Here is a 22,172-nt window from a genome sequence, read left to right as displayed (position 1 = left end):
GCCGTTCCCACGTGCGGGGCTCTCACAGTCGGCGTCACGGCCGGCGGTGGAAGCGGCGTACGCCCGACGGGGTCACCACGGCGTGCACCGGGCGGTCGTGCGCCTCTTCGGGCACCCGCTCGACGACCTCCGGGTCGTACAGGAGCACCACCAGGGCGGGGTCGGCGCCCGCCCGCTCCAGGCGGGCCAGCACCCGGTCGTAGGAGCCGCCGCCGCGCCCGAGGCGCATGCCGCGGGCGTCGACCGCCAGCCCGGGCAGCAGTACGGCGTCGGCCTCCCGGACGGCCTCCGGGCCCAGGCGCTCGCCCGCGGGTTCCAGGAGGGCCATCCGCCCACCGTGCCGCACGCTCACCAGGGACTCCGGCCCGGCGTACGTCCCCCAGTCGAGGTCGTTGTCCGGCAGGAGCACCGGGAGCAGTACGCGCACGCCCCGCGCGCGCAGCGCGTCCAGAAGCGCGAGCGTGCCGGGTTCGCTCCCCACGGAGACGTACGCGGCCACCGTGCGCGCGTGCGCCAGCTCGGGCAGCTCCAGGGCGCGTTCGGCCAGCGCGGTCGCCGCTTCCCGCACGTCATCGGCGGTCAATCCGCTCCTCACCGCGAGGAAGCCTCGCCGCAACATTCGCTTGCCAGGATCTGCGTGGTGTTCCATGGGACCCACAGGTCAGTGGCCTCCTCGTTCGCAATGCGCTCATATGAGAGCGAATTAACCGGAGCCACAGTTTCCGCACATACCCACCGGATATCGTTGCGGACATGACTCAGTCGCACCCCAGGATCACCAAGGCTGTCATCCCCGCTGCCGGCCTCGGCACCCGGTTCCTGCCGGCCACCAAGGCCACGCCCAAGGAGATGCTGCCGGTCGTCGACAAGCCCGCGATCCAGTACGTGGTCGAGGAAGCCGTGTCCGCGGGGCTCGACGACGTACTGATGGTCACCGGTCGCAACAAGCGCCCCCTCGAGGACCACTTCGACCGCAACTACGAGCTCGAGTCGGCCCTGGAGAAGAAGGGCGACGCCGAGCGGCTCGCCAAGGTCCAGGAGTCCAGTGACCTCGCCACCATGCACTACGTCCGCCAGGGCGATCCCAGGGGCCTCGGCCACGCCGTCCTGTGCGCCGCCCCGCACGTCGGCCAGGAGCCGTTCGCGGTCCTCCTCGGCGACGACCTGATCGACCCGCGCGACCCGCTGCTCAAGCGCATGATCGAGGTCCAGGAGCAGTACGGCGGCAGTGTCATCGCGCTCATGGAGGTCGCGCCCGAGCAGATCCACCTCTACGGCTGCGCGGCCGTCGAGACCACCGAGGACAGCGACGTCGTCCAGGTGACCGGCCTGGTCGAGAAGCCGGACCCGGCGGACGCCCCGTCGAACTACGCCGTCATCGGCCGCTACGTCCTCGACCCGCACATCTTCGACATCCTGCGCAAGACGGAGCCGGGCCGCAGCAACGAGATCCAGCTCACCGACGCCCTCCAGCAGCTCGCCGAGGACGAGAAGATCGGCGGCCCGGTGCACGGCGTGGTCTTCAAGGGCCGCCGCTATGACACCGGCGACCGTGGCGACTACCTGCGTGCCATTGTCAGACTCGCATGCGAACGTGAAGACCTGGGCCCTGGCTTCAGGACCTGGCTTCGCAGCTTCGTAGCCGAGGAGATGTAGCGATTTGAGCGCCGCCGCGACCCGCGCCACCGGCCAGGACCGCCTGTGGTCGGTGGACGAACACCTGGAGGACATCCTCACCACCGTCCGCCCCCTGGAGCCGATCGAGCTGAACCTGCTCGACGCGCAGGACTGCGTCCTGGTCGACGACGTCACGGTGCCCCTGTCGCTGCCGCCGTTCGACAACAGCTCCATGGACGGGTACGCGGTGCGGGTCGCGGACGTCGCGGGCGCGAGCGAGGAGTTCCCGGCCGTCCTCACGGTGATCGGCGACGTCGCGGCGGGCGCGGCCGACCTGCTGCACGTCGGGCCCGGCCAGGCCGCGCGCATCATGACCGGCGCCCCGCTGCCGCCGGGCGCCGAAGCCGTCGTCCCCGTGGAGTGGACCGACGGCGGGCTGGGCGGCGGCCCCGTCTCCGGGATGCGCGCCCGCAGTCTCGCCCCCGAGGGAGCCGCAGGGCAGGTGCGCGTCCACCGCCCGGCCGAGGCACGCGCGCACGTGCGCGCCGAGGGCAGCGACGTCCGGGCCGGCGACCTCGCCCTGGCGGCCGGCACCGTCCTCGGCCCGCCGCAGATCGCGCTGCTCGCCGCGATCGGCCGCGGCACGGTACGCGTGCGCCCGCGCCCGCGCGTGGTCGTCCTGTCCACCGGGAGCGAACTCGTCCAGCCCGACGAGGAACTGGCGGCCGGCCAGATCTACGACTCCAACAGCTTCGCCCTCACCGCCGCCGCCCGGGACGCCGGCGCCATCGCCTACCGGGTCGGCGCGGTCGCCGACGACGCGGACACGCTGCGCACCACCATCGAGGACCAGCTCGTCCGGGCCGACCTCATGGTCACCACCGGAGGGGTGAGCGTGGGCGCGTACGACGTCGTCAAGGAGGCGCTGTCCTCCGTGGGCGACGCGGACGAGGCGGGCGGCGGCGTCGAGTTCCGCAAGCTCGCCATGCAGCCCGGCAAGCCCCAGGGCTTCGGTTCCATCGGGCCCGACCACACGCCGCTGCTCGCGCTGCCGGGCAACCCGGTGTCGTCGTACGTCTCCTTCGAGCTGTTCGTACGCCCGGCGATCCGCACCCTGATGGGCCTGCCGGACGTGCACCGTCCCCGGACCAGAGCCGTCCTGAAGGCGGACGAGGCGCTGACGTCGCCCGCGGGCCGCCGGCAGTTCCTGCGCGGCACGTACGCCGACGGCACGGTGACCCCGGTGGGCGGCGCCGGCTCCCATCTGATCGCGGCCCTCGCCCAGGCGGACGCCCTGATCGTGGTCCCCGAGGACGACACATCCGTCGAGCCGGGCACGGAGGTCGAGGTGGTTCTGCTCGGCTGACGGCGGGCGCCCCGGGTGTCCGGGTTCGGAGGCTTCGCCCGGTCGGACAGGTCTGTCGGTGCGGTCCGGTCGCGTCTCCGTATCCGGTCCGTGGACCTTGGTCGGCTGATCCTGCCCGGTTGGCGGTACCGTGTCGCGCACAGCAGGTCCGCGTGCCGGGCCAGGACCGGGAGTGCCGCAGCACATGAGTTCGCAGGACAGACTGACCCATATCGATGACGCGGGGGCGGCCCGCATGGTCGACGTCTCCGGGAAGGACGTCACCGAGCGCACCGCGCGCGCCAGCGGCCGTGTGCTGGTCTCACCGCGCGTGATCGAGCTGCTGCGCGGCGAGGGCGTCCCCAAGGGTGACGCGCTGGCCACCGCGCGCATCGCGGGCATCATGGGCGCCAAGCGGACCCCCGACCTCATCCCCCTGTGCCACCCGCTCGCGGTGTCGGGTGTGAAGCTGGATCTGTCGGTCGCGGACGACGCCGTGGAGATCACGGCCACCGTGAAGACCACCGACCGCACGGGTGTCGAGATGGAGGCGCTCACCGCGGTCAGTGTCGCGGCGCTCACCGTGATCGACATGGTCAAGGCGGTCGACAAGGCGGCGGTGATCACGGACGTGCGCGTGGAGGAGAAGACGGGCGGGAAGTCGGGCGACTGGAGCCGGGCATGACGGCACCGGTCGAACCGCCGATCGGCGGTGCCCTCCCGGCGCCGTACGCGGCCCTGGTGGTGACCGCGTCGAACCGCGCGGCCGCGGGCGTGTACGAGGACAAGGGCGGCCCCCTGATCGTGGAGGCGCTCACCCGCTTCGGTTTCGCGGTCGACGGCCCGTGGGTCGTCCCGGACGGTGACCCGGTGGAGAACGCACTGCGGACGGGCTCGCGCGCCGGGTACGACGTGATCGTGACCACCGGGGGCACCGGCATATCCCCCACCGACCGCACCCCCGAGGCGACCCGCGCGGTGATCGACTACGAGGTGCCGGGCATTCCCGAGGCCATCAGGGCGTTCGGAAGGGAGAAGGTTCCCACGGCGGCGCTCTCCCGGGGACTGGCCGGAGTCGCCGGCGGGACGCTGATCGTCAACCTGCCGGGGTCCACCGGCGGGGTGAGGGACGGACTGGCCGTCCTGGAGCCCCTGTTGGTCCACGCCGTCGACCAAATCCGCGGCGGGGACCACCCCCGGGCCGACGCCGGCGGGTCCGCGGTCCGCGAGGACCGCCCCAGACCGAGTGGGGGTGCGAGCTGAACAGCCCATCCTGGCCCGTCGAGCTGGTGGACGGCGATGTCGTCCTCCGGCCGATACGGCTGCGCGACCAGCGGGCCTGGCGCGAGGTCAACCGGCGCAACCGGGAGTGGCTGCGTCCGTGGGAGGCGACCATTCCGCCGCCCGCGCCCGGCGGCCCGACAGCGCACCGGCCGACCTACCGGCAGATGGTCCGGCACCTGCGCGGCGAGGCCAGGGCGGGCCGGATGCTGCCCTTCGTCATCGAGTACCAGGGGCGCCTGGTGGGGCAGTTGACGGTGGCCGGGATCACCTGGGGCTCGATGTGCGCCGGGCACGTCGGCTACTGGGTGGACGAGGGTGTCGCGGGCCGCGGGGTGATGCCGACGGCCGTGGCGCTCGTCGTCGACCACTGCTTCCGCACCGTCGGGCTGCACCGTATCGAGGTCTGCATTCGCCCCGAGAACGGTCCGAGCCGCCGGGTCGTGGAGAAACTGGGATTCCGTGAGGAAGGGCTCCGGCCGCGTTATCTGCACATCGACGGGGCCTGGCGGGACCATCTGGTCTTCGCGCTCACCGCGGAGGAGGTGCCCGAGGGGTTGCTGGCACGCTGGCACCGGGCACGCTCTCGGCAGGGCCACCGCCACCCCGGGAAATAAAAAATTCGTTCGAATTTGATCGAGTGGCGATCGTCTCGCGTTCGTCTGGGGGCAATGAATAAGCGGCCCCGTCGGTCTGCTGATCGGATCGGTCCCAAAAAAAGTTCGAAATATCAGCCAGATCGTGCGACACACCGGCTCAATTGGCAGATGGCCTCATGCAAACCCCTCTACCGTGTGAGGCGTGAGCAGCAGCGGCCTCATCTACGCAGTCATTGTCGGGGCCTGGGCCGCCTACTTGGTGCCGATGTGGCTCCGTAGGCAGGACGAGCTGAACGAGTCTCGTCCGACGGAACGCTTCAGCACCGCCATCCGGCTGCTGTCCGGACGGGCGGGCATGGAGCGCCGATACGCCAAGGACCTGCGCGCGCGCTCCGCCGAAGAGGGGGAGCCCGGCGCGCGGCCGGACGGTGTCACCGGATCGGTGGACGTCCGGTCCTTCGCCATGCCCCCGACCGAGCGGCAACCGCGGGCGCGGGTGGAGGCGGAGCCGGATGGCCGGCCCCGGCGGGAGCAGGGAGAGCGGACGGAGCCGGGGGAGCCGCGCGCGGCCGAGCCGGGTGTCCCCGGACGGGTGCCCCAGGCGCGGAAGGCCACCTCGGCGGAGGCCATCGCGCGCGCCCGGCGCTCGAAGGTGCTCGCGCGCCGGCGGCGGACGACCGTGATGCTATTCCTCGCCTTCACGCTCGGCGCGATCGTGGCCGCGGTCGGGGGCCTCGCCTTCCTGTGGGCGCCGGGCGTGCCGGCCGTGCTGCTCAGCGCGTACATCGCGTACCTGCGGGCGCAGGAGCGGAAGCGGTTCACGTACACGATGGACCGGCGACGGGCCGAGGCGGCGGCGCAGCGGTTGCGGGAGCGGCAGCCGAGACGGCGGCCGCCGGTCGAGTCCGAGGCGGAGGAGGCGGAGGACGGCGCCGACCCGGAGAGCGACCCCGGGCTGTCCGCACTGGCCGCCGACCGACGCGCGCTCGTGGAGCAGACGGACCACGCGGAGTGGGTGGACCAGCAGCGGGAGCGGCAGCGCAGGCCGGGGCACGGGGAGAGCTGGGACCCGGTGCCGGTACCGCTGCCGACGTATGTGACCGCGCCGGTCGCGCCGCGGGCGACGCCGAGTGTCGACCTCGGGACGCCGGACGCGTGGAGCTCGGCACGGTCGAGCACGGCGGAGGCCGCGCCCTCGGCGGGCGGCGCGGAGCCGGCGTCGGGGGCGGAGCCGGGGGAGCGGGCGGAAGCCGCCGACGTGGACGCCTCCGGCCGGAGCGACGCCCGGCGGGCGGCGTCGGCCCGGCGGTCGCGTGAGCGGGGGCGGACCCCGCTGTTCGACCAGTACGAGGAGGGGGAGCGGCCGCGGGCCGCGAACGAGTAGGGGACGGCGCCGGGTGCGGGTGCCCGGTGTCCGTGCGGCGCCCCGGAGCTGCGCTCGCCCGCGGATACGTCGCAGTCCGGCGCTTACGCAGCGCCTCCCAGAGGGGGTGCCCGGCGCCCGCCCGTGCCGCCCCAGCGGCACGACTGACCGCAGCGGCGGCAGCTTCGGCGGCACGATTGCGCGCAGGTGGGGCGGCCGGGGAACGGATTTCCTGACCAGCCGATGGGGATGCTAGAGTTTCACTCGTTGCAAGGGCCTGTGGCGCAGTCCGGTAGCGCACCTCGTTCGCATCGAGGGGGCCAGGGGTTCAAATCCCCTCAGGTCCACGCAGCATGGAGGCCCGTCCCCTCGGGGGCGGGCCTCTTGCCGTGTGTCCGGTGTGCGGCGGTGAGGTGGGCCAACTCCTCGTGAGTGTCAGGCCGGAAGCAGCGTGCGGCGGTACCACTGCGCTGACTCGGGGAAGTCGGCGGCGAATTCCGGGCTCGGGACCAGACGCAGATCGCGCCACAGCGGCATGCCGTCGAACCAGTGGTCGGTCCTCAGCATGTCGAGCGCGCGCGACGACTGACTGTCCGCCGCGAGAAGCTCCCGGGCCTGTGGCACCGAGAGCCGCCGCTGCGGCCAGGTGAGCAAGGCGCACGCGGCCGCCGCGCGGAGCAGGGTTTCCGAGGTGACCGGCACCGGGTGGGTCGCGTGGTACGTGTTCGACGTCAGGTCGGCAGCGGGCGCGAGACCGGAACCGACCACGAGGCGGGCCAGGTCCCGTACGGAGATGACGGATATCCGGGCGGTCCAGCCCTCGACGGTGCCGGGCAGGGCCCGCAGGAGACGCACCAGGCCCGGGACCATCCAGGTGTCCCCCGGGCCGTAGACGAGATGCGGACGTAGGACCACCCCACCCGCCTCGAGGACGGCGTCCTCGGCAGCGGCGCGGGACAGCGAGGTGGGCGATCCCGGATTCCGTACCAGCTGTGCGGGGCCGGCGCCCCGAAAGGTGCCGCGCCCGTAGACGGAGGCCGTGCTCACGTACACGATGCGGGGCACGTCGGCGCGGTGGGCCTCGGCAAGGAGGTTCCGCGTTCCCCGGGCGTTGACGGACTCGTTGGCCTCCGGTGTGGTGCCGATGTACGAGGCGCAGTGCAGCAGGACGTCCACGCCCTCGCACACGCCGCGCAGCGAGTCGGGATCGGCGAGGTCGGCGGACACGACGCGACGACCGGGCCCCGTGGCGTGCACGGGCCGGCGGTGCGACATCAGGGCCAGGGTCACGTCCCGCCGCTCGGCTTCCTGGGCGACATGGCGGCCGAGGAAGCCCGCAGCGCCGGCGATCAGAACGGTGCGCATGAGACGGCTCTCCAGGTCCTTCAAGCGGTACGACAGGTCAGGGCGCCGGGCGCAGTACCAACTCGGCGGCGAAGACCTGCTCGCCCTGCTGGGTGCCCCGCACGTGGACGCGGAGGTCCCCGCCCGCGTCGCGGCGTAGGACGCGGGCCTCCATCCAGCAGGGGGCGTCGAGCTCGGCGTAGCGCGTGAACTTGCTTTCCAGGGCGAGGAGGAGAGCACCGGGCTGCCGGGTCGCCGCGCGGGCCGTCTGCCGGGCGGCCTCGATCAGCAGCATGCCGGGGACGTGGTCGACCGGGTGATCGAAGAAGATCGGGTGACCGGTGTCGACGCGAAGCTCCCAACGGTTCCCCCCGGCTGCCGCCGGAGCGGCGAGCAGGACGTGCTGCGGGTTGGTGTGCCCCACCTGGGCGGGGTCCACCGGCGTCGGCAGGGGGCGGTCGGTCGTGGTGGGGCGTCCGCCGCGCAGCCGCCGGTGCGCGCCGGGGCTCGTGCAGCTGAATCCGGCGCTGCCGGTCGCCACCGGGACCCCGTCGCGCCGGACGGAGACGTCGTAGCGCATACCGGCGAGGGTTCTGCCGCGCCGGACGATGTCGTGGCACACGGTCCGCAACTCGACCTCGGTCGGGCGGGAGTCGACGGTGAACGCCGAGGTGGTGGGCCAGCGTGCGGCTGGCCGTCGAGCAGTCGTCCTTCTCGTTCCCGGCCCAGGCGCCGTACAACCAGTCGGTCTCCGTGATGAAGGACCTTCTCGGGCAGGCCGAGAAGCAGGGCGAACTTCTGCCGGGGATGGACCTGGAGGAGGTGGCCTCAACCGTCGTCGGGGCCTTCACCGGCCTGCAGGTGATGTCGCAGGCCTACAGCAACCGGCGGGACCTGCCCGCCCGGATCTCCGCGCTGTGGCGGCTGCTCCTGCCGGGGCTCGCCGCCCCGGGCATGCTCCCGCGACTGCGGACGCTCCCGCTGCCGGAAGCCGAGGGGCCGTCGGTAAGGGAGGTGTCCGGATCGCTCTGAGGGAGGGAAGGGCGCGGCGCCCGCGCCGCCGGCGGCGCACTGACCCAGGTGCCGCCGAACGCCGCGTCGGCCCAAGGGCGTCGGGTCGGCGCGCGTCGCCGTCAGGGCGGTGCGACCGGGCGTCGGCGGCACGGGACCTCTGTCGTCCGGGCCATGCGGAGGTGGTTCAGGCCGTGCGCGGCCCGGGCCGCACGTCACGAGGTGGGCAGTCGCACGTCAGGAGGCGAGGAGCTGAGCCACGTGGACATCCCCGACGCTTCGCCCGAGTTCCTCGACGAGCCAGGTGATGCGTTCTTCGTCGCGCCGGTAGTGGGTCCACTTGCCGACACGCGTGGAGCGGACGAGACCCGCGCGTTCGAGTACGGCCATGTAGGCGGAGACCGTGGACTGGGCGAGTCCGGTCTTGGCCTGGATGTGGCTGACGCAGACGCCGACCGCGCGCGGGTCGGTGACGGCCGGGTTGACCGGGAAGTGGTCTTCCGGTTCGCGCAGCCACTGGAGCACTTGGAGTCGCACAGGGTTGGCGAGTGCCTTGAGCGGTTCGAGCAGGGGCGCGAGCTCCCCTGCCGCGGGCGTGTCGTGTGTCGTCATGAGCCTTCCGGGGCGGACGCGGGGCCGACTGTGATGCATCGATGATAGGCGATACGTTACGGATTCGTAAGCTGCCGGCCGCCCGGTGAGGTGTCGCCCGGACCACCTTGACACAACGCATCGACTTTCTGCGATACTTCGATGCGTCAGCGTTCCGCAACGGCACGCCCCGTACCGCATGCCACTGCAACGGAGGGTTTTTCTCATGCCTATCGGGCTCATCGCCCTGGCGCTGGGGGGCTTCGGCATCGGCCTCACAGAGTTCGGGATCGTAGGCCTGCTGCCGGAGGTAGCAGGCGACTTCGATGTCTCGGAATCGGTCGCCGGGTACCTGGTCTCCGGTTACGCGCTCAGTGTCGCGATCGGCGCCCTCGCGCTGACCGCGGCCATTTCCCGCTTCGACCGCAAGAAGGTCCTGGTCGGCCTGATGGTGCTGTTCATCGCGGGCAACCTGATCTCCGCGATCGCTCCCACCTACGCGCTGCTGATGGTCGGCCGGGTCGTGGCGGCCCTGTGTCATGGAGCGTTCTTCAGTGTCGGCGCGGTCGTCGCCTCGGACATGGTCGCCGAGAACAAGAAGGCCAGCGCGATCGCGCTCATGTTCGGCGGACTGACCGCCGCGAACGTGCTCGGTGTGCCGCTGGGCACCTTCCTCGGCCAGCAGCTCGGCTGGCGCTCCACCTTCTGGGCCATCACGGTCATCGGCGTGGTCACACTGGTCGGCATCCAGGTCCTGGTCCCGCAGACGACGGCGGCGACGCAGGCCAACCTGCGCAGCGAACTCGCCGTCTTCCGCCGCGGTCAGGTGTGGGTGTCCATCGCGCTCAGCATCCTCGCCTTCGGCGGTGTCATCGGCGGCTACACCTACATCGCCTTCACGCTCACCAAGGTCAGCGGGTTCTCCAACAGCACCGTTCCCTGGCTGCTGGTTCTGTTCGGTGTGGGCACCTTCATCGGCAACTTCATCGGCGGCAAGGCCGCCGACAAGTCCCTCAACGCCGCTCTGATCGGCAACATGGCCGTCCTCGCGGTGGTCATGGCCGTCTTCGCCCTCACGGCGGAGAACAAGGTGGCCACGGTTGTCTCACTGCTGCTGATGGGCACCATCGGCCTCGCGACGGCGCCCGGCCTTCAGGTGCGGACCATGAAGTACGCCGCCGACGCGCCCACCATGGCCTCCGGCGCCAACATCGCGGCCTTCAACGTCGGCAACGCGATCGGCGCCTGGCTCGGCGGGCTGGCCCTCGCCGCCGGGTACGGGTACGTCTCCCCGCTGTGGGTCGGAGCCGGGCTCGCCCTCGCCGGACTCGTCGTGGTGGCGGGAGGATCCCTGGGTGGCACCCCCGCGGCCTCCAGGACCGCGCCGGCGGCCGCCGCCCGCCGGACGGACCAAGTCGAAGCCGGCGTGCAATAGGAGCGCCGCCGAGCGCCGCCCGCTACGAGGGTGAAACGTCTCGAACAAAGGTCTCGAAAAACGGATCCGAGGAACCTTCAGTTCCTCGGATCCGTTTTTCGTTTTTCTCATTCCGTGGGTATGGAGAGTTGTCGTCGTCGGATGGCGGGAATCCGTCCGGCGAGCGTTCCGATGCGGCTGTGATGCGGCTGTGATGCGGCTCTGACAAGCACTTTTGAGATTCCTCTGACGTTTGCGTGAGGATTCTTGATATCTGTCTTGCATGGCGTGAAGAGGTCTGACAAACCCTGTATCGGTGTCTGTTGAAACGGGTCGGGCGGGTCGAAAGAATTTCCATGGGAGCCCGATGCGATGCGTCGGTCGAAATTCCCGAAGCGCGTTCCTCGGGAACGCGAACCCGCCGCGCCCGAAGACGAGCGCGTGACGCACCTCGACGGAGCGAAGGTGCCTTCCGTTTCCGCCCCGAACACCCGAGAGGGGATGCCTGTGTCCCGCTCTCTTTCCCAAGCCGATCCGACGCCGGACACCCTTGGACGGCCCGCGCTCGTGGAGGACGTCCTCAGTACCAGGGACCGCATCCGCGTGGCCGGGTTCTTCCCCGGTCTCGGCAGCCGGGCCTTCTACCAGAGTCTCGGCCGGTCCCTCTTCGACTCCGGGATCCCGGAGATCACCGACATCTACCGGGAGGCCGCCCGCGCCCTCGGTTTCGCCGCCCGGCCCGACCTCCTCCTCATGGCCCCCGAGAACCTTCCCGAGTGCACGATGGAGCGGCAGGGCTTCATCGGGGCAGCCCTGCTGGTGCACAGCCTGGCCCTGGACGCCTTTCTGCGGCACCGGATCGCCGAAGCCGGAACCCCCGCCGGTTTCATCGCCTACACCGGCGAGAGTTTCGGCATCCTGACGGCCGCGGTGGCGAGCGGCTCCCTCTCGGTCTCCGACGGTGCGAGGATCGCCCAGGCCTTCACGCCGCTGATGCTCCTGGCCGCCGGCGCCCGGAGCACCGACGAGGCGTTCGCCCGGAACATCGCCTCCTACCTGGACGACTCCGTCCGGCAGTCACCCCTGGTTCCCGAGCCCTTCCACGTGGTCGCCGTGAAGGCGCGGACCCCGGAGGGCCTCGCGGACGTTCTCCGGCGGCATCCTGATGGACGCCTTCGCCAAGCTGGGCCTGGACCGGGCCCTGCTGGTCAACGCGGAGACGGATTTCCCGGCGGAGATCCTCGCCGTCGCCGACACCATCGAGCCGGACCGGATCAAGGACGAGAACGCCGGTCGGCACGGCCACTACGAGAAGCTGTCCGCCTACTCCGCCGTCTTCCTCGCGTTCGGCCAACTGGGTCTGAGGGACAGGCTGGTGGTCGGGCGGCGCAACCACGTCCGCGAGGCGCTGGGCCTGCTGGAGAGGATCCCCGCACCGTTCTTCCGCGGTCGCGGCGGCTCCATGCTCCTGTCGGTGATCTCGCTGCTCGGCTACGAGCGGTTCATCTCCGGCGAGGGCCGGGACTACAGGAAGGAAGTCCTCTCCTACCTCGACCGCGCGGACGAGCTGAGCCTGTCCCCCGCTTTCCCGCAGCCCATGTCGGAGAGCTTTCCGAAGATCTATCCGCTCCTGACCATGCTGAACGCCATCGCCATGAGTGACCGGCCCGAGGAGTACCTGACCCACGGCCGGGACCGGCTGGCCGAGGCCGGGGAACTGATGGGCCGCATCACCCCGGTCGAACGCACCCACATGGGCCTCTACTACATCATCGCCCTGCACAACCTCGGCCGGCTGCACGAACAGGTGCCGGACCTGGACGCCCTCGTCGAGGACATCGTCGGCCAGTGGGTGCACATCGATCCCGGAGCGAACTACTTCCTCCACGGCATCTCCTACCCCTACATCGTCCAGACCGCCCTGCTCACCGGTCGGCTGGACCTGATCAACGGCAAGACGCTGGACCGGATGGTGGACGGGTTCCCGGACTTGGACCGCACCGACGACGACCGGATCAACCGCCCCTATCCGTTCGCGTACGCGCTGAACGTCCTCGGTGAGGTGGGCTGCTCGCACCTCCTGTTCGAACCCAGGGACGCCTACGGCGGCGCCACGCCCATCGCCTGGGTCATCGACCGGCTCTCCGAGGGGGGCCGCGAGGAGCACCGCCTCTACATGCTGAACCACGCCCTCGTCAGCTACGCCCTGCGTCTGCGGGGGCCGAGGTGGGCGGAGACCCCCCTGTTCAAGAACTTCCGCTTTCCCCGCCCGGGCGACAGGGGAGTGGACCGGCACACCCGGTGAACCCGCGGCGGCGGTTCACAGCGCCTTCGCGAAGCACAGGCTCTCTTCGTGGAAGCGGTAGTAGCCGAACTTCGCGCACGGCTCGTAGCCGCTGGAGGTGTACAGGGCCACCGCCTCCGGCTGCTTGGTGCCCGTCTCCAGGACCATGCGGGTGCGGCCGGCCGCGCGGGCGTCCTCCTCCAGGGCGGCGAGGATGCGGCGCGCCAGGCCCCGGCCGCGCATCTCCTCTATGACGAACATCCGCTTGAGTTCGGCGTCCCCGTCCTCGTACCCCTCGTGGTTCTTCTCCTGTGAGCGCCAGCCGCCCGTGGCCACGGGACGGTCCTGCTCGTCGTACGCGATCAGGTAGAGACCGGCCGGCGGTACGAACATCGCCGGGTCCAGGTACGTGGCGTCGCCACCGTCGCCGTAGCGAACGTGGTACTCGGCCTGGACGAGGTCGTTGAGCTTGACGGCGTCGGGGTGGTCGAAGGAGGCACGGCGAATATTCACGCCGGAAAGCGTACATCTATGCGAATACCGCCTGTGAGACTGTGTCCGCCTGCCGGTATCGTTCCCGGGTGCTCACTGTGACCAGCGTGAACGTCAACGGGATCCGTGCCGCCGCGAAGAAGGGCTTCGTGGAGTGGCTCGACGGTACCTCCGCCGATGTGCTGTGCCTGCAGGAGGTGCGCGCCGAACCCGGGCAGATCCCCGAGGGCGTCCGGGCGCCCGACGGCTGGCACGTCGTGCACGCCCCGGCCGCCGCCAAGGGCCGCGCGGGGGTGGCGCTCTACACGCGGCGCGAGCCCGACCGGGTGCGGATCGGGTTCGGGTCGGCCGAGTTCGACGGCAGCGGGCGGTACGTCGAGGCCGATCTGCCCGGTGTGACCGTCGCCAGCCTGTACCTGCCCTCGGGTGAGGTCGGGACCGAACGGCAGGACGAGAAGGTCCGGTTCATGGCCGAGTTCCTCGGCTACCTCAAGGAGTTGCGGGAGCGGTCCGCCGCCGAGGGGCGGGAGGTCGTCGTCTGCGGCGACTGGAACATCGCCCACCGCGAGGCCGACCTGAAGAACTGGCGCGGCAACCGGAAGAACTCCGGGTTCCTGCCGGAGGAACGCGAGTGGCTGGGGCGGGTCTTCGAACCCGAGGACGGCGGGTACGTCGACGTGGTCCGGGCGCTGCACCCGGACACCGAGGGGCCGTACACCTGGTGGTCCTACCGCGGGCGTGCTTTCGACAATGACACGGGATGGCGCATCGACTACCAGGTCACCACGCCGGGTCTCGCCGCCAAGGCGGTCAAGGCGTACGTGGAGCGCGCGGCGACGCACACCGCGCGCTGGTCGGACCACGCCCCGGTGACGGTGGTCTACGACCTCTGATCCCTCAGCAGGCGCCGGTCCAGGGCCAGTGACAGTTCCGCCTCCACCACGCTCTTCGCCAGTGGGCGCAGGCGTTTGATGTCCTCCGGGGAGCGGTCCCCCGTGGCCACCAGGTCGTTGAACACCTCCGCCAGGGCCTCCGCGTGTTCGCGGACGCGGCGGGCGGCGGCCAGGACGTCCGCCAGTGGGATGCCCTCACGGACGAGGGCCGCCGAGACGTCCAGCAGCCGGCGGCTGACGTGCACGATCTCGCCGCCGTCCGTGCCGAGGTAGCCCAGTTCGAGTGCGGCGGAGAGGTTCTCCGGTGTGGCCTGGTCGCCGAAGACGTCGGCCAGCGCCTCGGGGGTGAGCCGGACCGGGGTCTCCTCGCTGGGTGCGCCGAGGCCGAGCAACTCGCCGACGTTGCGGCCGTGGTCGAAGGCCTCGGCGAGTTCCGCGATGCCGCTGAGGGTGTGGCCGCGTTCCAGGAGCGCGGAGATCGTACGCAGCCGGGCCAGGTGCGTGTCGTCGTACCAGGCGATACGGCCCTCGCGGCGCGGCGGGTGGATCAGCTTGCGCTCGCGGTAGAAGCGCAGGGTGCGCACCGTGATGCCGGCCTTCCTCGCCAGTTCCTCCATGCGGTACTCGCGCTGCTCCCCGTTGCCTGCCACGCCCGAACCCTACGTCGTACCGCCGGTAACTTTCCTTGTCCCACCCCTACCCATCGGTACGGCCGCTGCCCTACCCTCCCGATTGCGCCAGTGTTCACTGGCAGAGTCTGGCGGACCGGGAGGCTGCGGGATGGCCGAGCACGAGCATGTACGGGTGGCGGTGATCGGGACGGGGTTCGGCGGGCTCGGTGCCGCCGTGCGACTGCGCCGGGAGGGGATCACCGACTTCGTGGTCCTGGAACGGGCGGACGCAGTCGGCGGCACCTGGCGCGACAACACCTACCCGGGCTGCGCCTGCGACGTCCCCTCCCACCTCTACTCCTTCTCGTTCGCGCCCCACCCCGACTGGCCGCGCACCTTCTCCGGTCAGGAGCACATCCGCGCGTACCTGGAGCATGTGGCGGACGTCTTCGGGCTGCGGCCGCACATCCGCTTCCGCAGCGAGGTGAAGCTGATGACCTGGGATGCCGCGAGGCTGCGCTGGGAGATCGAGACCAGCAGCGGATCGCTCACCGCGGACGTCGTCGTCTCCGCAACCGGCCCGCTCTCCGACCCGAAGATCCCGGACATCCCCGGCCTCGACTCCTTCCCGGGCGCGGTCTTCCACTCCGCCCGCTGGGACCACGACCAGGACCTGCGCGGCAAGCGGGTCGCCATGGTCGGCACCGGGGCCTCCGCGATCCAGATCGTGCCGGCCATCCAGCCCGACGTCGCGAAACTGGTCCTCTTCCAGCGCACCCCGCCGTGGGTGCTGCCCCGCGTCGACCGCGCGATCAGCGGCCCGGAGCGGGCACTGCACCGCGCGCTGCCCGCCACCGCGCGGCTGCGACGCGGACTGCTGTGGGGGATACGGGAGTTGCAGATCCAGGCGTTCACCAGGCACCCGAACGAGCTGGGCCTCGTCGAGCGGCTGGCCAAGGCCAACATGGCCCGCGCCGTCAAGGACCCGGCCCTGCGCGCCAGGCTGACCCCCGACTACCGCATCGGCTGCAAGCGGATCCTGCTCTCCAGCGACTACTACCCGGCCCTCGCGCAGCCGAATGTGGACGTCGTCGCGAGCGGGCTCGCCGAGGTCCGCGGCCGGACGGTCGTCGCCGCGGACGGCACCGAGGCCGAGGTCGACGCGATCGTCTTCGGCACCGGGTTCCATGTGACGGACATGCCGATCGCCGAGCGGGTCGTCGGCGTCGACGGCAGGACGCTCGCGGAGACCTGGAAGGGCGGGATGCAGGCCCTGCGTGGGGCATCGGCCGCCGGGTTCCCCAACTGGATGACGATCATCGGGCCCAACACCGGGCTCGGGAACTCCTCGATGATCCTGGTGATCGAGGCCCAGCTGAACTACATGACCGACTTCCTGCGGCAGTTGGGGGTTCTGGGCGGCCGGGTCGCGCTCGACGCCCGCCCGAGCGCCGTCGCGGCCTGGAACCACAAGGTGCAGGAACGTATGAAACGCACCGTGTGGAACACCGGCGGCTGCACCAGTTGGTACCTCGACGCGGACGGCCGCAACACCACCATCTGGCCCGGTACGACGACGGAGTTCCGTGCGGCGACGCGGCGCGTGAACCTCGCGGAGTACGACGTGCTGAGGGCCCCCGCCCAGCGGAGCGCGCAGGCCGGGGAGCGCGTGGAGGCCGGCGCATGAGGCGCCCGACGCCGGTGGCCACGGGCCCCTACGCGCCCCCGGCCGCGGACCGTGAGCTGACGGTCCTCTCCGCCGACGGCGCCCGGTTGCATGTCGAGGTGCACGGACCCGAGGGCGCGCCCCCGGTGGTCCTCGTCCACGGCTGGACCTGCTCGACCGCCTTCTGGGCGGCCCAGATCCGGGACCTCGCCGCCGACCACCGGGTGATCGCCTACGACCAGCGGGGGCACGGGCGCAGCCCCACGAGCCCCATCTGCTCCACCGAGGCGCTCGCCGACGATCTGGAAGCGGTGCTCGCCGCCACACTCGCGCCGGGCGAGAGGGCCGTGGTGGTGGGGCACTCCATGGGCGGGATGACGGTGCTGGCCGCCGCCGCGCGCCCCCGCTTCCGGGCGCACGCGGCGGCCGTCCTGTTGTGCAGTACGGGCAGCGGGCGCCTGGTGGCCGAGTCGCTGGTGCTGCCGATGCGCGCCGGGCGCCTGCGCACGTGGCTCACCGCACGCGTCCTCGGCTCGCGCGCCCCGCTCGGGCCGGTCACACCGGTGGCGCGGCGCATCCTCAAGTACGCCACCATGGGCGCGGCTTCGACGCCGGCCATGGTGGAGGCGTGCGCGCGGGTGGTGCACGCCTGTCCGCGCGAGGTGCGCCACGCCTGGTCTCGCGTGCTCGAACGGCTCGATCTCGAGGACGCCGTACGGGAGTTGACCGCACCGACGGCCGTCGTGGTCGGCACCGCCGACCGGCTGACCCCGCCGGCGCACGCGCGGGCGCTGGTCGCCGCGCTGCCGCATTGCGTGGGCGGCACGGAGCTGCCGGGGCTCGGCCATATGACACCCGTGGAGGCACCGGAGCTGGTCACCGGGAAGATCCGCGAACTCGTCACCGCGTACGCGGCGGACACACCGAACGAGCCGGTCAAGGAGGGCGCATGAGCAGGGTGAGCCTCGAGGGGCAGGTCGCGGTCGTCACCGGCGCCGCGCGGGGCGTCGGCGAACTGCTGGCCCGCAAGCTGTCGGCGCGCGGGGCCACGGTCGCGCTGGTCGGCCTGGAGGCGGACGCCCTCAAGCGGGTCGCGGAGCAGCTGTACGGGGACGGCGGGCACTGGTACGCCGACGTCACCGACCAGGAGGCGATGACGCGCGTCGCGCGGGAGGTCGAGCAGCGGTTCGGGAAGGTCGACATCGTGGTCGCCAACGCCGGTGTGGCCAACGGTGGGCCGTTCACCGAGTCCGACGCCGAGGCGTGGCGGCGGGTGATCGAGGTCAATCTGATCGGCTCGGCGGTGACGGCCCGCGCCTTCCTGCCGGCGCTGATCGCGAGCCGGGGCTATCTCCTCCAGATCGCCTCGCTCGCGGCGATCACGCCGGCGCCGATGATGACGGCGTACTGCGCGTCCAAGTCGGGCGTGGAGGCGTACGCGCACAGTCTGCGCGCCGAGGTCGCGCACCGGGGCGTACGTGTCGGGGTCGGGTATCTGTCCTGGACCGACACGGACATGGTGCGGGGCGCCGACCAGGACGAGGTGATGCGGGAGCTGCGGCAGCGGCTGCCGTGGCCGTCCAGCAAGACGTATCCGCTCGGGCCCGCGGTGGACCGGCTGGTGGCCGGGATCGAGCGGCGGTCGAGCCATGTGTACGGGCAGGGGTGGCTGCGCGGGATGCAGGCGGTGCGGGGGTATCTGCCGGGGATCATCGCGACCGTGGGGCAGCGGGAGATGCGGCGGTTCGAGCCGCGGCTCAAGGAGGTGCGCACGGGGCTCGTCGGGGCCGGTGGCCAGGCCGATGAGCAGCGGCGGAGTACGCTGAGTAACTGATCGAAATGCGTGCTTTGTTCCTGCGTGTCAGTCTGGTCGAGCCCGATCCCCTCACGTACTTCGGGAGTGAACCCACATGGGCATGAAGGACAAGTCCGAGCAGATCAAGCAGCAGGCCAAGCAGAAGATGGAGCAGGCCAAGCAGCAGGCGCAGCAGCGCGGCCAGCAGGCTCAGCAGCGGGGTCAGCAGCGGGGCCAGCAGACGCGGGAAGACGAGCAGCGGATGCAGGAGGAAGCGGAGGACCGCTTCGACCAGGACCGCGAGCGGTAACCTGCGGCCGGTTTCAGCAGCGATGAGTGGGGCGCCCTTTGCTTTGAGGGCGCCCCACTTTTGCGTGCCGTCGGGGCTCCCCCATCGCCTTGCGGAACGACTGCCCGCAGCGGTGGCGGAACGGCTGCCCGCAGCGGTAGCGGCAATGCGGCAGCGGGATCAGCCCGTTGGCCTCGGGGGGAGTTTCGGGCGGGTTCTGTTCGGGACCTGGCTGTAGTCCGGTGGGGTCGCCGCCGGCTGGGTGTCCAGGAGGTTCAGGGCCACTTCGACCGCGTCCGCCAGTTGCCTGTGGCGGCCCTCCGCCCAGTCCACGGGGGTGCGTTCGATCTCCAAGTCCGGGGTGACACCGCGGTTCTCCACCGACCACCCGTACGCGTCGAACCACGCCGCGTTCATCGGCACCGTGATCACCGTGCCGTCGCCCAGGCGATGACGGCCCGTCATGCCGACCACGCCGCCCCAGGTGCGCAGGCCCACCACCGGGCCGAGCTTCAGCAGTTTGAACGCGGCCGTGATCATGTCACCGTCGGAGGACGTCGCCTCGTCGGCGAGGGCCACGACCGGTCCGCGCGGGGCGTTCGAGGTGTACGACACCGGCTGGGCGTTGCGTGTCAGGTCCCAGCCCAGGATGGTGCGCGTCAGCTTCTCGATGACGAGTTCGCTGATGTGACCGCCCGCGTTGCCCCGTACGTCCACGATGAGCGCCGGCCGCGAGACCTCCTTCCTGAGGTCCCGGTTGAACTGCGCCCAGCCGGAGCCGCCCATGTCCGGGATGTGCAGGTACCCGCAGCGGCCGCCGCTCAGCTCCCGTACGACCGCGCGGCGCTTGGCGACCCAGTCCTGGTAGCGCAGCGGCCGCTCGTCGATCAGCGGCACCACGGCCACACGACGGGGTCCGCCCTCCCCGTCGGCGGGCAGGAACGTCAGCTCCACCGTCGTACCGCCCGCCCCGGCCAGCAGCGGATACGGTCCCGCCACCGGGTCCACCGGCCGCCCGTCCACATGGGTCAGCACGGTGCCCTCGCGGATGCCGGTGCCCGCGAGGGGAGAGCGCGCCTTGGAGTCCGAGGACTCGCCCGGCAGGATCCGCCTCACCACCCAGCGCCCGTCGCGGCGCACGAAGTTGGCGCCCAGCAGGCCCTGGTAGCGCTGGTAGTGCGGCGGGCCCTCGTTGCGCCGGGCCGCCGCCACGTACGCGTGCGAGGTGCCCAGCTCGCCCAGCACCTCACGCAGCAGATCCGCGAACTCGTCCGGGGAGGCGACCCGTTCGACCAGCGGGCGGTACTGCTCCAGGATCGCGTCCCAGTCGATCCCGCACATGTCCGGTTCCCAGAAGTAGGCCCGGATGAGCCGGCCCGCCTCGGCGTACGCCTGCCGCCACTCCGCGCCCGGGTCCACCTCGTGCATGATCCGGCGTGCGTCGATCCACACCGTCGTGTCGGAGTCGCCTGCCTCGGTCGACGGCACTGCCCGCAGGTCGCCCTCGTCGACGACCACCAGCCGCGTTCCGTCCCCGCTCACCGCGAACCAGTCCAGATGGCCGACCAGTTCGGACTTCTTCGCCTTGCTGAGGTTGAAGTGCTCCAGGGTGGGGCGGCCGGAGACGTCGTCCGGGTTGACGAAGGTCTCGCCGAGTGCGCCCGAGATCGGCCAGCGCAGCCACACCAGGCCGCCGCCCGCGACGGGACGCAGCTCCGAGTACTTCGAGGCCGTGACCGGGAACGGCGTCACCCGGTTCTCCAGCCCCTCGACCTCGACGGTCACCACGCCGCCGCCCTCCTCCTCGTCCTCCGCCGGGTCGAGACCGCCGGCCGCGGGCCGTCCCTCCGGGTTCAGGGCGAAGGGGGAGGGGGTCGCGGAGGACAGCGGGACCAGGTACGGGCGGCAGCCGAGGGGGAAGGACAGGTCGCCGGTGTGCACGTCGTACACGGGGTCGAAGCCGCGCCAGGACAGGAACGCCAGGTAGCGGCCGTCCCGAGTGAACACCGGGTTCTCGTCCTCGAAGCGGCCGTTGGTGACGTCGACGATCAGCCGGTCCTTTGTGCGGGCCATCCTGATCTGCCTCAGCGACCGGCCGATCCCCGGATGCGACCACGTCAGCCACGCGCCGTCCGGGGAGAACGCCAGGTCCCGTACCGGCCCGTTGTCCGAGCGGACCAACTCCGTGACCGCGCCCTCCGGCTCTTCGCCGCCGGGCTTCTCGCCGCCGGACTCCGCGCCTTGCGGCTTCTCGCCGCCGGGCTCCTGGCTGCCGGACTCCGCGCCCTGCGGCTCCTCGCCGCCGGACTCCTCGTCGGCCACGGTGACGAGCAGCAGCCGTCCGTCGTTCGAGGCGATCGCGAGCCGTTCGCCCTGGGGATCCGCCACCATCTCCAGGACGCGTCCCAGTCGACCGGAGGCCAGCCGGCGCGGCCCGCGGTCGCCGGAGGCCCGCGGCAGGTACGCGATCTCGATGGCGTCCTCGCCCTCGGCGTCCGTGACGTACGCGATCTGCCCGCCGGCGCCCAGCATCTCCGGCAGCCGGATGCGCACCCCGGGAGTGTCCGTGATCGTGCGCGCGGGGCCGTCCCGGTGCGTGAGCCAGTACAGGCTGCCGCGGACGACCACGGCGCTCGCCCGCCCGGTCTCGTCCACCGAGATCCCGTCCACATGCTGCGCCGCCGGCACCTGGTACTTGCGGCGCCCGGCCCGCGGCCCGCCCAGGCGCACGTCCAGGCGGCGCGGGATCGAGTCGGGGGACAGGTCGTCGACGATCCACAGGTCGCCCGCGCACTGGTACACCACCCGCGTGCCGTCGCTCGCGGCGTGGCGGGCGTAGAAGCTGTCGTGGTCGGTGTGACGGCGCAGGTCGGAGCCGTCGTACGCGCACGAGTACAGGTTGCCGATGCCCTCGTGGTCGGAGAGGAACGCGATCCGCCCGCCGACGAACATCGGCGAGTCGAGGTGGCCCTCGAGGTCGGCGAGCAGCCGCTGCCCGTGCAGCCACAGCCGGCCCATGGCGCCGCCGCGGTAGCGCTTCCAGGAGGCCGGTTCGTGCGGGGGTGTGCCGGTGAGCAGCAGCGTTCTGCGTTCGCCGTCGATGTCGGCCACCGCTATGTCGGAGACCGGGCCCCAGGGCAGTTTGCCGCCGGGGTCGCCGTCGGTCGGGACCTTGTAGGCGAAGGTGTAGTGGGAGAAGGGCTCGCCGTGCGAGGCGACGGCGAGGAGGTCGCCCTCCGGAGTCCAGCCGCACACCCGGGTGTCGACGCTGCCCCAGTAGGTCAGCCGCCGGCCGGGGCCGCCGTCCACCGGTGTCAGATGGATCTCCGGGAACAGGCTGCGCCAGCTCGTGTACGCGATGAACCGGCCGTCCGGCGAGAAGCGGGGATGCCCGATCTTCGTACGGTCCACGGTGAGCCGCCAGGCACGGCCGGACCCGTCCAGCGGAGCCGTCCACAGGTCGTCCTCTGCGGCGAAGCACAGGCGGTCGCCGTGCAGGTGAGGGAAGCGGAGGTAGCCGGGTGCCTTCTCGTTCTCGTACTCGTCGCGCGCTTCATTCACCTACCCATGCTTTGTC

At 71.5% G+C, this 22,172-nt stretch carries 21 protein-coding genes, 1 tRNA gene and 1 pseudogene; 15 read left to right on the top strand and 8 right to left on the bottom strand.

Annotation, left to right across the window (positions count from 1 at the left end; all coding sequences use genetic code 11):
* Window positions 1-34: 34 nt before the first annotated feature.
* Entirely contained in the window at window positions 35-619 is a 585-nt protein-coding gene (locus ACIRC0_RS31400; RefSeq protein ID WP_403622797.1) for a 5-formyltetrahydrofolate cyclo-ligase, read from the bottom strand.
* 134 nt (window positions 620-753) lie between these two features.
* Between ACIRC0_RS31400 and galU the strand changes: the two genes are divergently transcribed.
* The 7 genes from galU (at window position 754) to ACIRC0_RS31365 (ending at window position 6,552) form a co-directional block, all read left to right on the top strand.
* Window positions 754-1,656: a UTP--glucose-1-phosphate uridylyltransferase GalU gene (gene galU / locus ACIRC0_RS31395; protein WP_403622794.1), complete on the top strand. Its 903-nt coding sequence runs from the start codon at window positions 754-756 to the stop codon at window positions 1,654-1,656.
* Between the two features lie 4 nt (window positions 1,657-1,660).
* On the top strand, window positions 1,661-2,983 hold the full coding sequence (gene glp / locus ACIRC0_RS31390; RefSeq protein WP_403622791.1) for a gephyrin-like molybdotransferase Glp: 1,323 nt from the start codon (window positions 1,661-1,663) through the stop codon (window positions 2,981-2,983).
* A 184-nt stretch (window positions 2,984-3,167) separates the two neighbouring features.
* Complete coding sequence (gene moaC, locus ACIRC0_RS31385) at window positions 3,168-3,647, top strand: cyclic pyranopterin monophosphate synthase MoaC (protein ID WP_200420720.1); 480 nt, start codon at window positions 3,168-3,170, stop codon at window positions 3,645-3,647.
* Window positions 3,644-4,225, top strand: a complete 582-nt coding sequence (locus ACIRC0_RS31380; protein WP_403622788.1) for a molybdenum cofactor biosynthesis protein B — start codon at window positions 3,644-3,646, stop codon at window positions 4,223-4,225. The genes moaC and ACIRC0_RS31380 overlap by 4 nt, the downstream gene beginning before the upstream one ends.
* A 23-nt stretch (window positions 4,226-4,248) precedes the next feature.
* Window positions 4,249-4,860 (top strand): GNAT family N-acetyltransferase, encoded by a 612-nt coding sequence (locus ACIRC0_RS31375; protein WP_403623029.1) that lies wholly within the window; start codon window positions 4,249-4,251, stop codon window positions 4,858-4,860.
* A 184-nt stretch (window positions 4,861-5,044) separates the two neighbouring features.
* On the top strand, window positions 5,045-6,226 hold the full coding sequence (gene glpR, locus ACIRC0_RS31370) for a gephyrin-like molybdotransferase receptor GlpR (protein ID WP_403622785.1): 1,182 nt from the start codon (window positions 5,045-5,047) through the stop codon (window positions 6,224-6,226).
* A 252-nt stretch (window positions 6,227-6,478) separates the two neighbouring features.
* A tRNA-Ala gene (locus tag ACIRC0_RS31365) sits at window positions 6,479-6,552 on the top strand.
* 88 nt (window positions 6,553-6,640) lie between these two features.
* On the opposite strand, the gene ACIRC0_RS31360 is transcribed toward ACIRC0_RS31365, so the two are convergent.
* Entirely contained in the window at window positions 6,641-7,570 is a 930-nt protein-coding gene (locus ACIRC0_RS31360) for an NAD-dependent epimerase/dehydratase family protein (protein WP_403622781.1), read from the bottom strand.
* A 37-nt stretch (window positions 7,571-7,607) separates the two neighbouring features.
* Window positions 7,608-8,207 (bottom strand): annotated as a pseudogene (locus tag ACIRC0_RS31355) (ScbA/BarX family gamma-butyrolactone biosynthesis protein); the annotation flags it as partial.
* Window positions 8,208-8,233: 26 nt separating this feature from the next.
* On the opposite strand from ACIRC0_RS31355, the gene ACIRC0_RS31350 reads away from it, so the two are divergent.
* On the top strand, window positions 8,234-8,581 hold the full coding sequence (locus ACIRC0_RS31350) for a hypothetical protein (RefSeq protein WP_403622778.1): 348 nt from the start codon (window positions 8,234-8,236) through the stop codon (window positions 8,579-8,581).
* A gap of 216 nt (window positions 8,582-8,797) precedes the next feature.
* Here ACIRC0_RS31350 and ACIRC0_RS31345 read toward each other — a convergent pair whose 3' ends face one another.
* On the bottom strand, window positions 8,798-9,172 hold the full coding sequence (locus tag ACIRC0_RS31345) for an ArsR/SmtB family transcription factor (RefSeq protein WP_403622775.1): 375 nt from the start codon (window positions 9,170-9,172) through the stop codon (window positions 8,798-8,800).
* Window positions 9,173-9,377: 205 nt separating this feature from the next.
* Between ACIRC0_RS31345 and ACIRC0_RS31340 the strand changes: the two genes are divergently transcribed.
* Window positions 9,378-10,586, top strand: a complete 1,209-nt coding sequence (locus ACIRC0_RS31340; protein WP_403622772.1) for an MFS transporter — start codon at window positions 9,378-9,380, stop codon at window positions 10,584-10,586.
* Between the two features lie 872 nt (window positions 10,587-11,458).
* Here the strand turns inward: ACIRC0_RS31340 and ACIRC0_RS31335 are convergent.
* Window positions 11,459-11,611, bottom strand: a complete 153-nt coding sequence (locus tag ACIRC0_RS31335; protein WP_403622770.1) for a hypothetical protein — start codon at window positions 11,609-11,611, stop codon at window positions 11,459-11,461.
* A 119-nt stretch (window positions 11,612-11,730) separates the two neighbouring features.
* Here ACIRC0_RS31335 and ACIRC0_RS31330 point away from each other — a divergent pair, with 119 nt between their 5' ends.
* Window positions 11,731-12,870, top strand: a complete 1,140-nt coding sequence (locus ACIRC0_RS31330; RefSeq protein WP_403622767.1) for a hypothetical protein — start codon at window positions 11,731-11,733, stop codon at window positions 12,868-12,870.
* 15 nt (window positions 12,871-12,885) lie between these two features.
* Here the strand turns inward: ACIRC0_RS31330 and ACIRC0_RS31325 are convergent, their stop codons facing one another.
* A complete protein-coding gene (locus tag ACIRC0_RS31325) occupies window positions 12,886-13,362 on the bottom strand; it encodes a GNAT family N-acetyltransferase (protein WP_403622764.1) in 477 nt (158 codons plus the stop codon).
* Between the two features lie 77 nt (window positions 13,363-13,439).
* Between ACIRC0_RS31325 and ACIRC0_RS31320 the strand changes: the two genes are divergently transcribed.
* Entirely contained in the window at window positions 13,440-14,234 is a 795-nt protein-coding gene (locus ACIRC0_RS31320; RefSeq protein WP_403623026.1) for an exodeoxyribonuclease III, read from the top strand.
* Here the strand turns inward: ACIRC0_RS31320 and ACIRC0_RS31315 are convergent.
* Complete coding sequence (locus ACIRC0_RS31315; protein ID WP_403622761.1) at window positions 14,222-14,884, bottom strand: MerR family transcriptional regulator; 663 nt, start codon at window positions 14,882-14,884, stop codon at window positions 14,222-14,224. The two genes, ACIRC0_RS31320 and ACIRC0_RS31315, sit on opposite strands and share 13 nt — an antisense overlap.
* Window positions 14,885-15,014: 130 nt before the next feature.
* Between ACIRC0_RS31315 and ACIRC0_RS31310 the strand changes: the two genes are divergently transcribed.
* From ACIRC0_RS31310 to ACIRC0_RS31295, 4 genes are all read left to right on the top strand, one after another.
* Window positions 15,015-16,532 carry a flavin-containing monooxygenase gene (locus ACIRC0_RS31310; RefSeq protein ID WP_403622758.1) on the top strand — a complete coding sequence of 506 codons (1,518 nt, stop codon included), beginning with the start codon at window positions 15,015-15,017 and terminating at the stop codon, window positions 16,530-16,532.
* Window positions 16,529-17,464, top strand: coding sequence for an alpha/beta fold hydrolase (locus ACIRC0_RS31305; protein WP_403622755.1), 936 nt, complete (start codon window positions 16,529-16,531; stop codon window positions 17,462-17,464). The genes ACIRC0_RS31310 and ACIRC0_RS31305 overlap by 4 nt, the downstream gene beginning before the upstream one ends.
* Entirely contained in the window at window positions 17,461-18,345 is an 885-nt protein-coding gene (locus tag ACIRC0_RS31300; RefSeq protein ID WP_403622752.1) for an SDR family oxidoreductase, read from the top strand. Before ACIRC0_RS31305 ends, ACIRC0_RS31300 begins: the two co-directional genes overlap by 4 nt.
* Before the next feature lie 76 nt (window positions 18,346-18,421).
* A complete protein-coding gene (locus ACIRC0_RS31295) occupies window positions 18,422-18,616 on the top strand; it encodes a hypothetical protein (RefSeq protein WP_403622749.1) in 195 nt (64 codons plus the stop codon).
* Between the two features lie 159 nt (window positions 18,617-18,775).
* Here the strand turns inward: ACIRC0_RS31295 and ACIRC0_RS31290 are convergent, their stop codons facing one another.
* Window positions 18,776-22,156 carry a S41 family peptidase gene (locus ACIRC0_RS31290; protein WP_403622746.1) on the bottom strand — a complete coding sequence of 1,127 codons (3,381 nt, stop codon included), beginning with the start codon at window positions 22,154-22,156 and terminating at the stop codon, window positions 18,776-18,778.
* Window positions 22,157-22,172 lie beyond the last annotated feature (16 nt).

Source organism: Streptomyces sp. NPDC093984 (assembly GCF_044764595.1).
GTDB classification, from domain to species: domain Bacteria; phylum Actinomycetota; class Actinomycetes; order Streptomycetales; family Streptomycetaceae; genus Streptomyces; species Streptomyces cynarae.
The sequence above is the reverse complement of the archived record's forward strand: the minus strand, read 5'-3'. Positions and strand labels throughout refer to the sequence as shown.

What these genes read in the sequence shown, in the direction of transcription:
- ACIRC0_RS31400 (WP_403622797.1), bottom strand. Translation starts at nt 619, where the DNA reads ATGTTGCGGCGAGGCTTCCTCGCGGTGAGGAGCGGATTGACCGCCGAT.
- galU (WP_403622794.1), top strand. Translation starts at nt 754, where the DNA reads ATGACTCAGTCGCACCCCAGGATCACCAAGGCTGTCATCCCCGCTGCC.
- moaC (WP_200420720.1), top strand. Translation starts at nt 3,168, where the DNA reads ATGAGTTCGCAGGACAGACTGACCCATATCGATGACGCGGGGGCGGCC.
- ACIRC0_RS31380 (WP_403622788.1), top strand. Translation starts at nt 3,644, where the DNA reads ATGACGGCACCGGTCGAACCGCCGATCGGCGGTGCCCTCCCGGCGCCG.
- ACIRC0_RS31360 (WP_403622781.1), bottom strand. Translation starts at nt 7,570, where the DNA reads ATGCGCACCGTTCTGATCGCCGGCGCTGCGGGCTTCCTCGGCCGCCAT.
- ACIRC0_RS31345 (WP_403622775.1), bottom strand. Translation starts at nt 9,172, where the DNA reads ATGACGACACACGACACGCCCGCGGCAGGGGAGCTCGCGCCCCTGCTC.
- ACIRC0_RS31340 (WP_403622772.1), top strand. Translation starts at nt 9,378, where the DNA reads ATGCCTATCGGGCTCATCGCCCTGGCGCTGGGGGGCTTCGGCATCGGC.
- ACIRC0_RS31335 (WP_403622770.1), bottom strand. Translation starts at nt 11,611, where the DNA reads ATGTTCCGGGCGAACGCCTCGTCGGTGCTCCGGGCGCCGGCGGCCAGG.
- ACIRC0_RS31330 (WP_403622767.1), top strand. Translation starts at nt 11,731, where the DNA reads ATGGACGCCTTCGCCAAGCTGGGCCTGGACCGGGCCCTGCTGGTCAAC.
- ACIRC0_RS31310 (WP_403622758.1), top strand. Translation starts at nt 15,015, where the DNA reads ATGGCCGAGCACGAGCATGTACGGGTGGCGGTGATCGGGACGGGGTTC.
- ACIRC0_RS31305 (WP_403622755.1), top strand. Translation starts at nt 16,529, where the DNA reads ATGAGGCGCCCGACGCCGGTGGCCACGGGCCCCTACGCGCCCCCGGCC.
- ACIRC0_RS31300 (WP_403622752.1), top strand. Translation starts at nt 17,461, where the DNA reads ATGAGCAGGGTGAGCCTCGAGGGGCAGGTCGCGGTCGTCACCGGCGCC.
- ACIRC0_RS31295 (WP_403622749.1), top strand. Translation starts at nt 18,422, where the DNA reads ATGGGCATGAAGGACAAGTCCGAGCAGATCAAGCAGCAGGCCAAGCAG.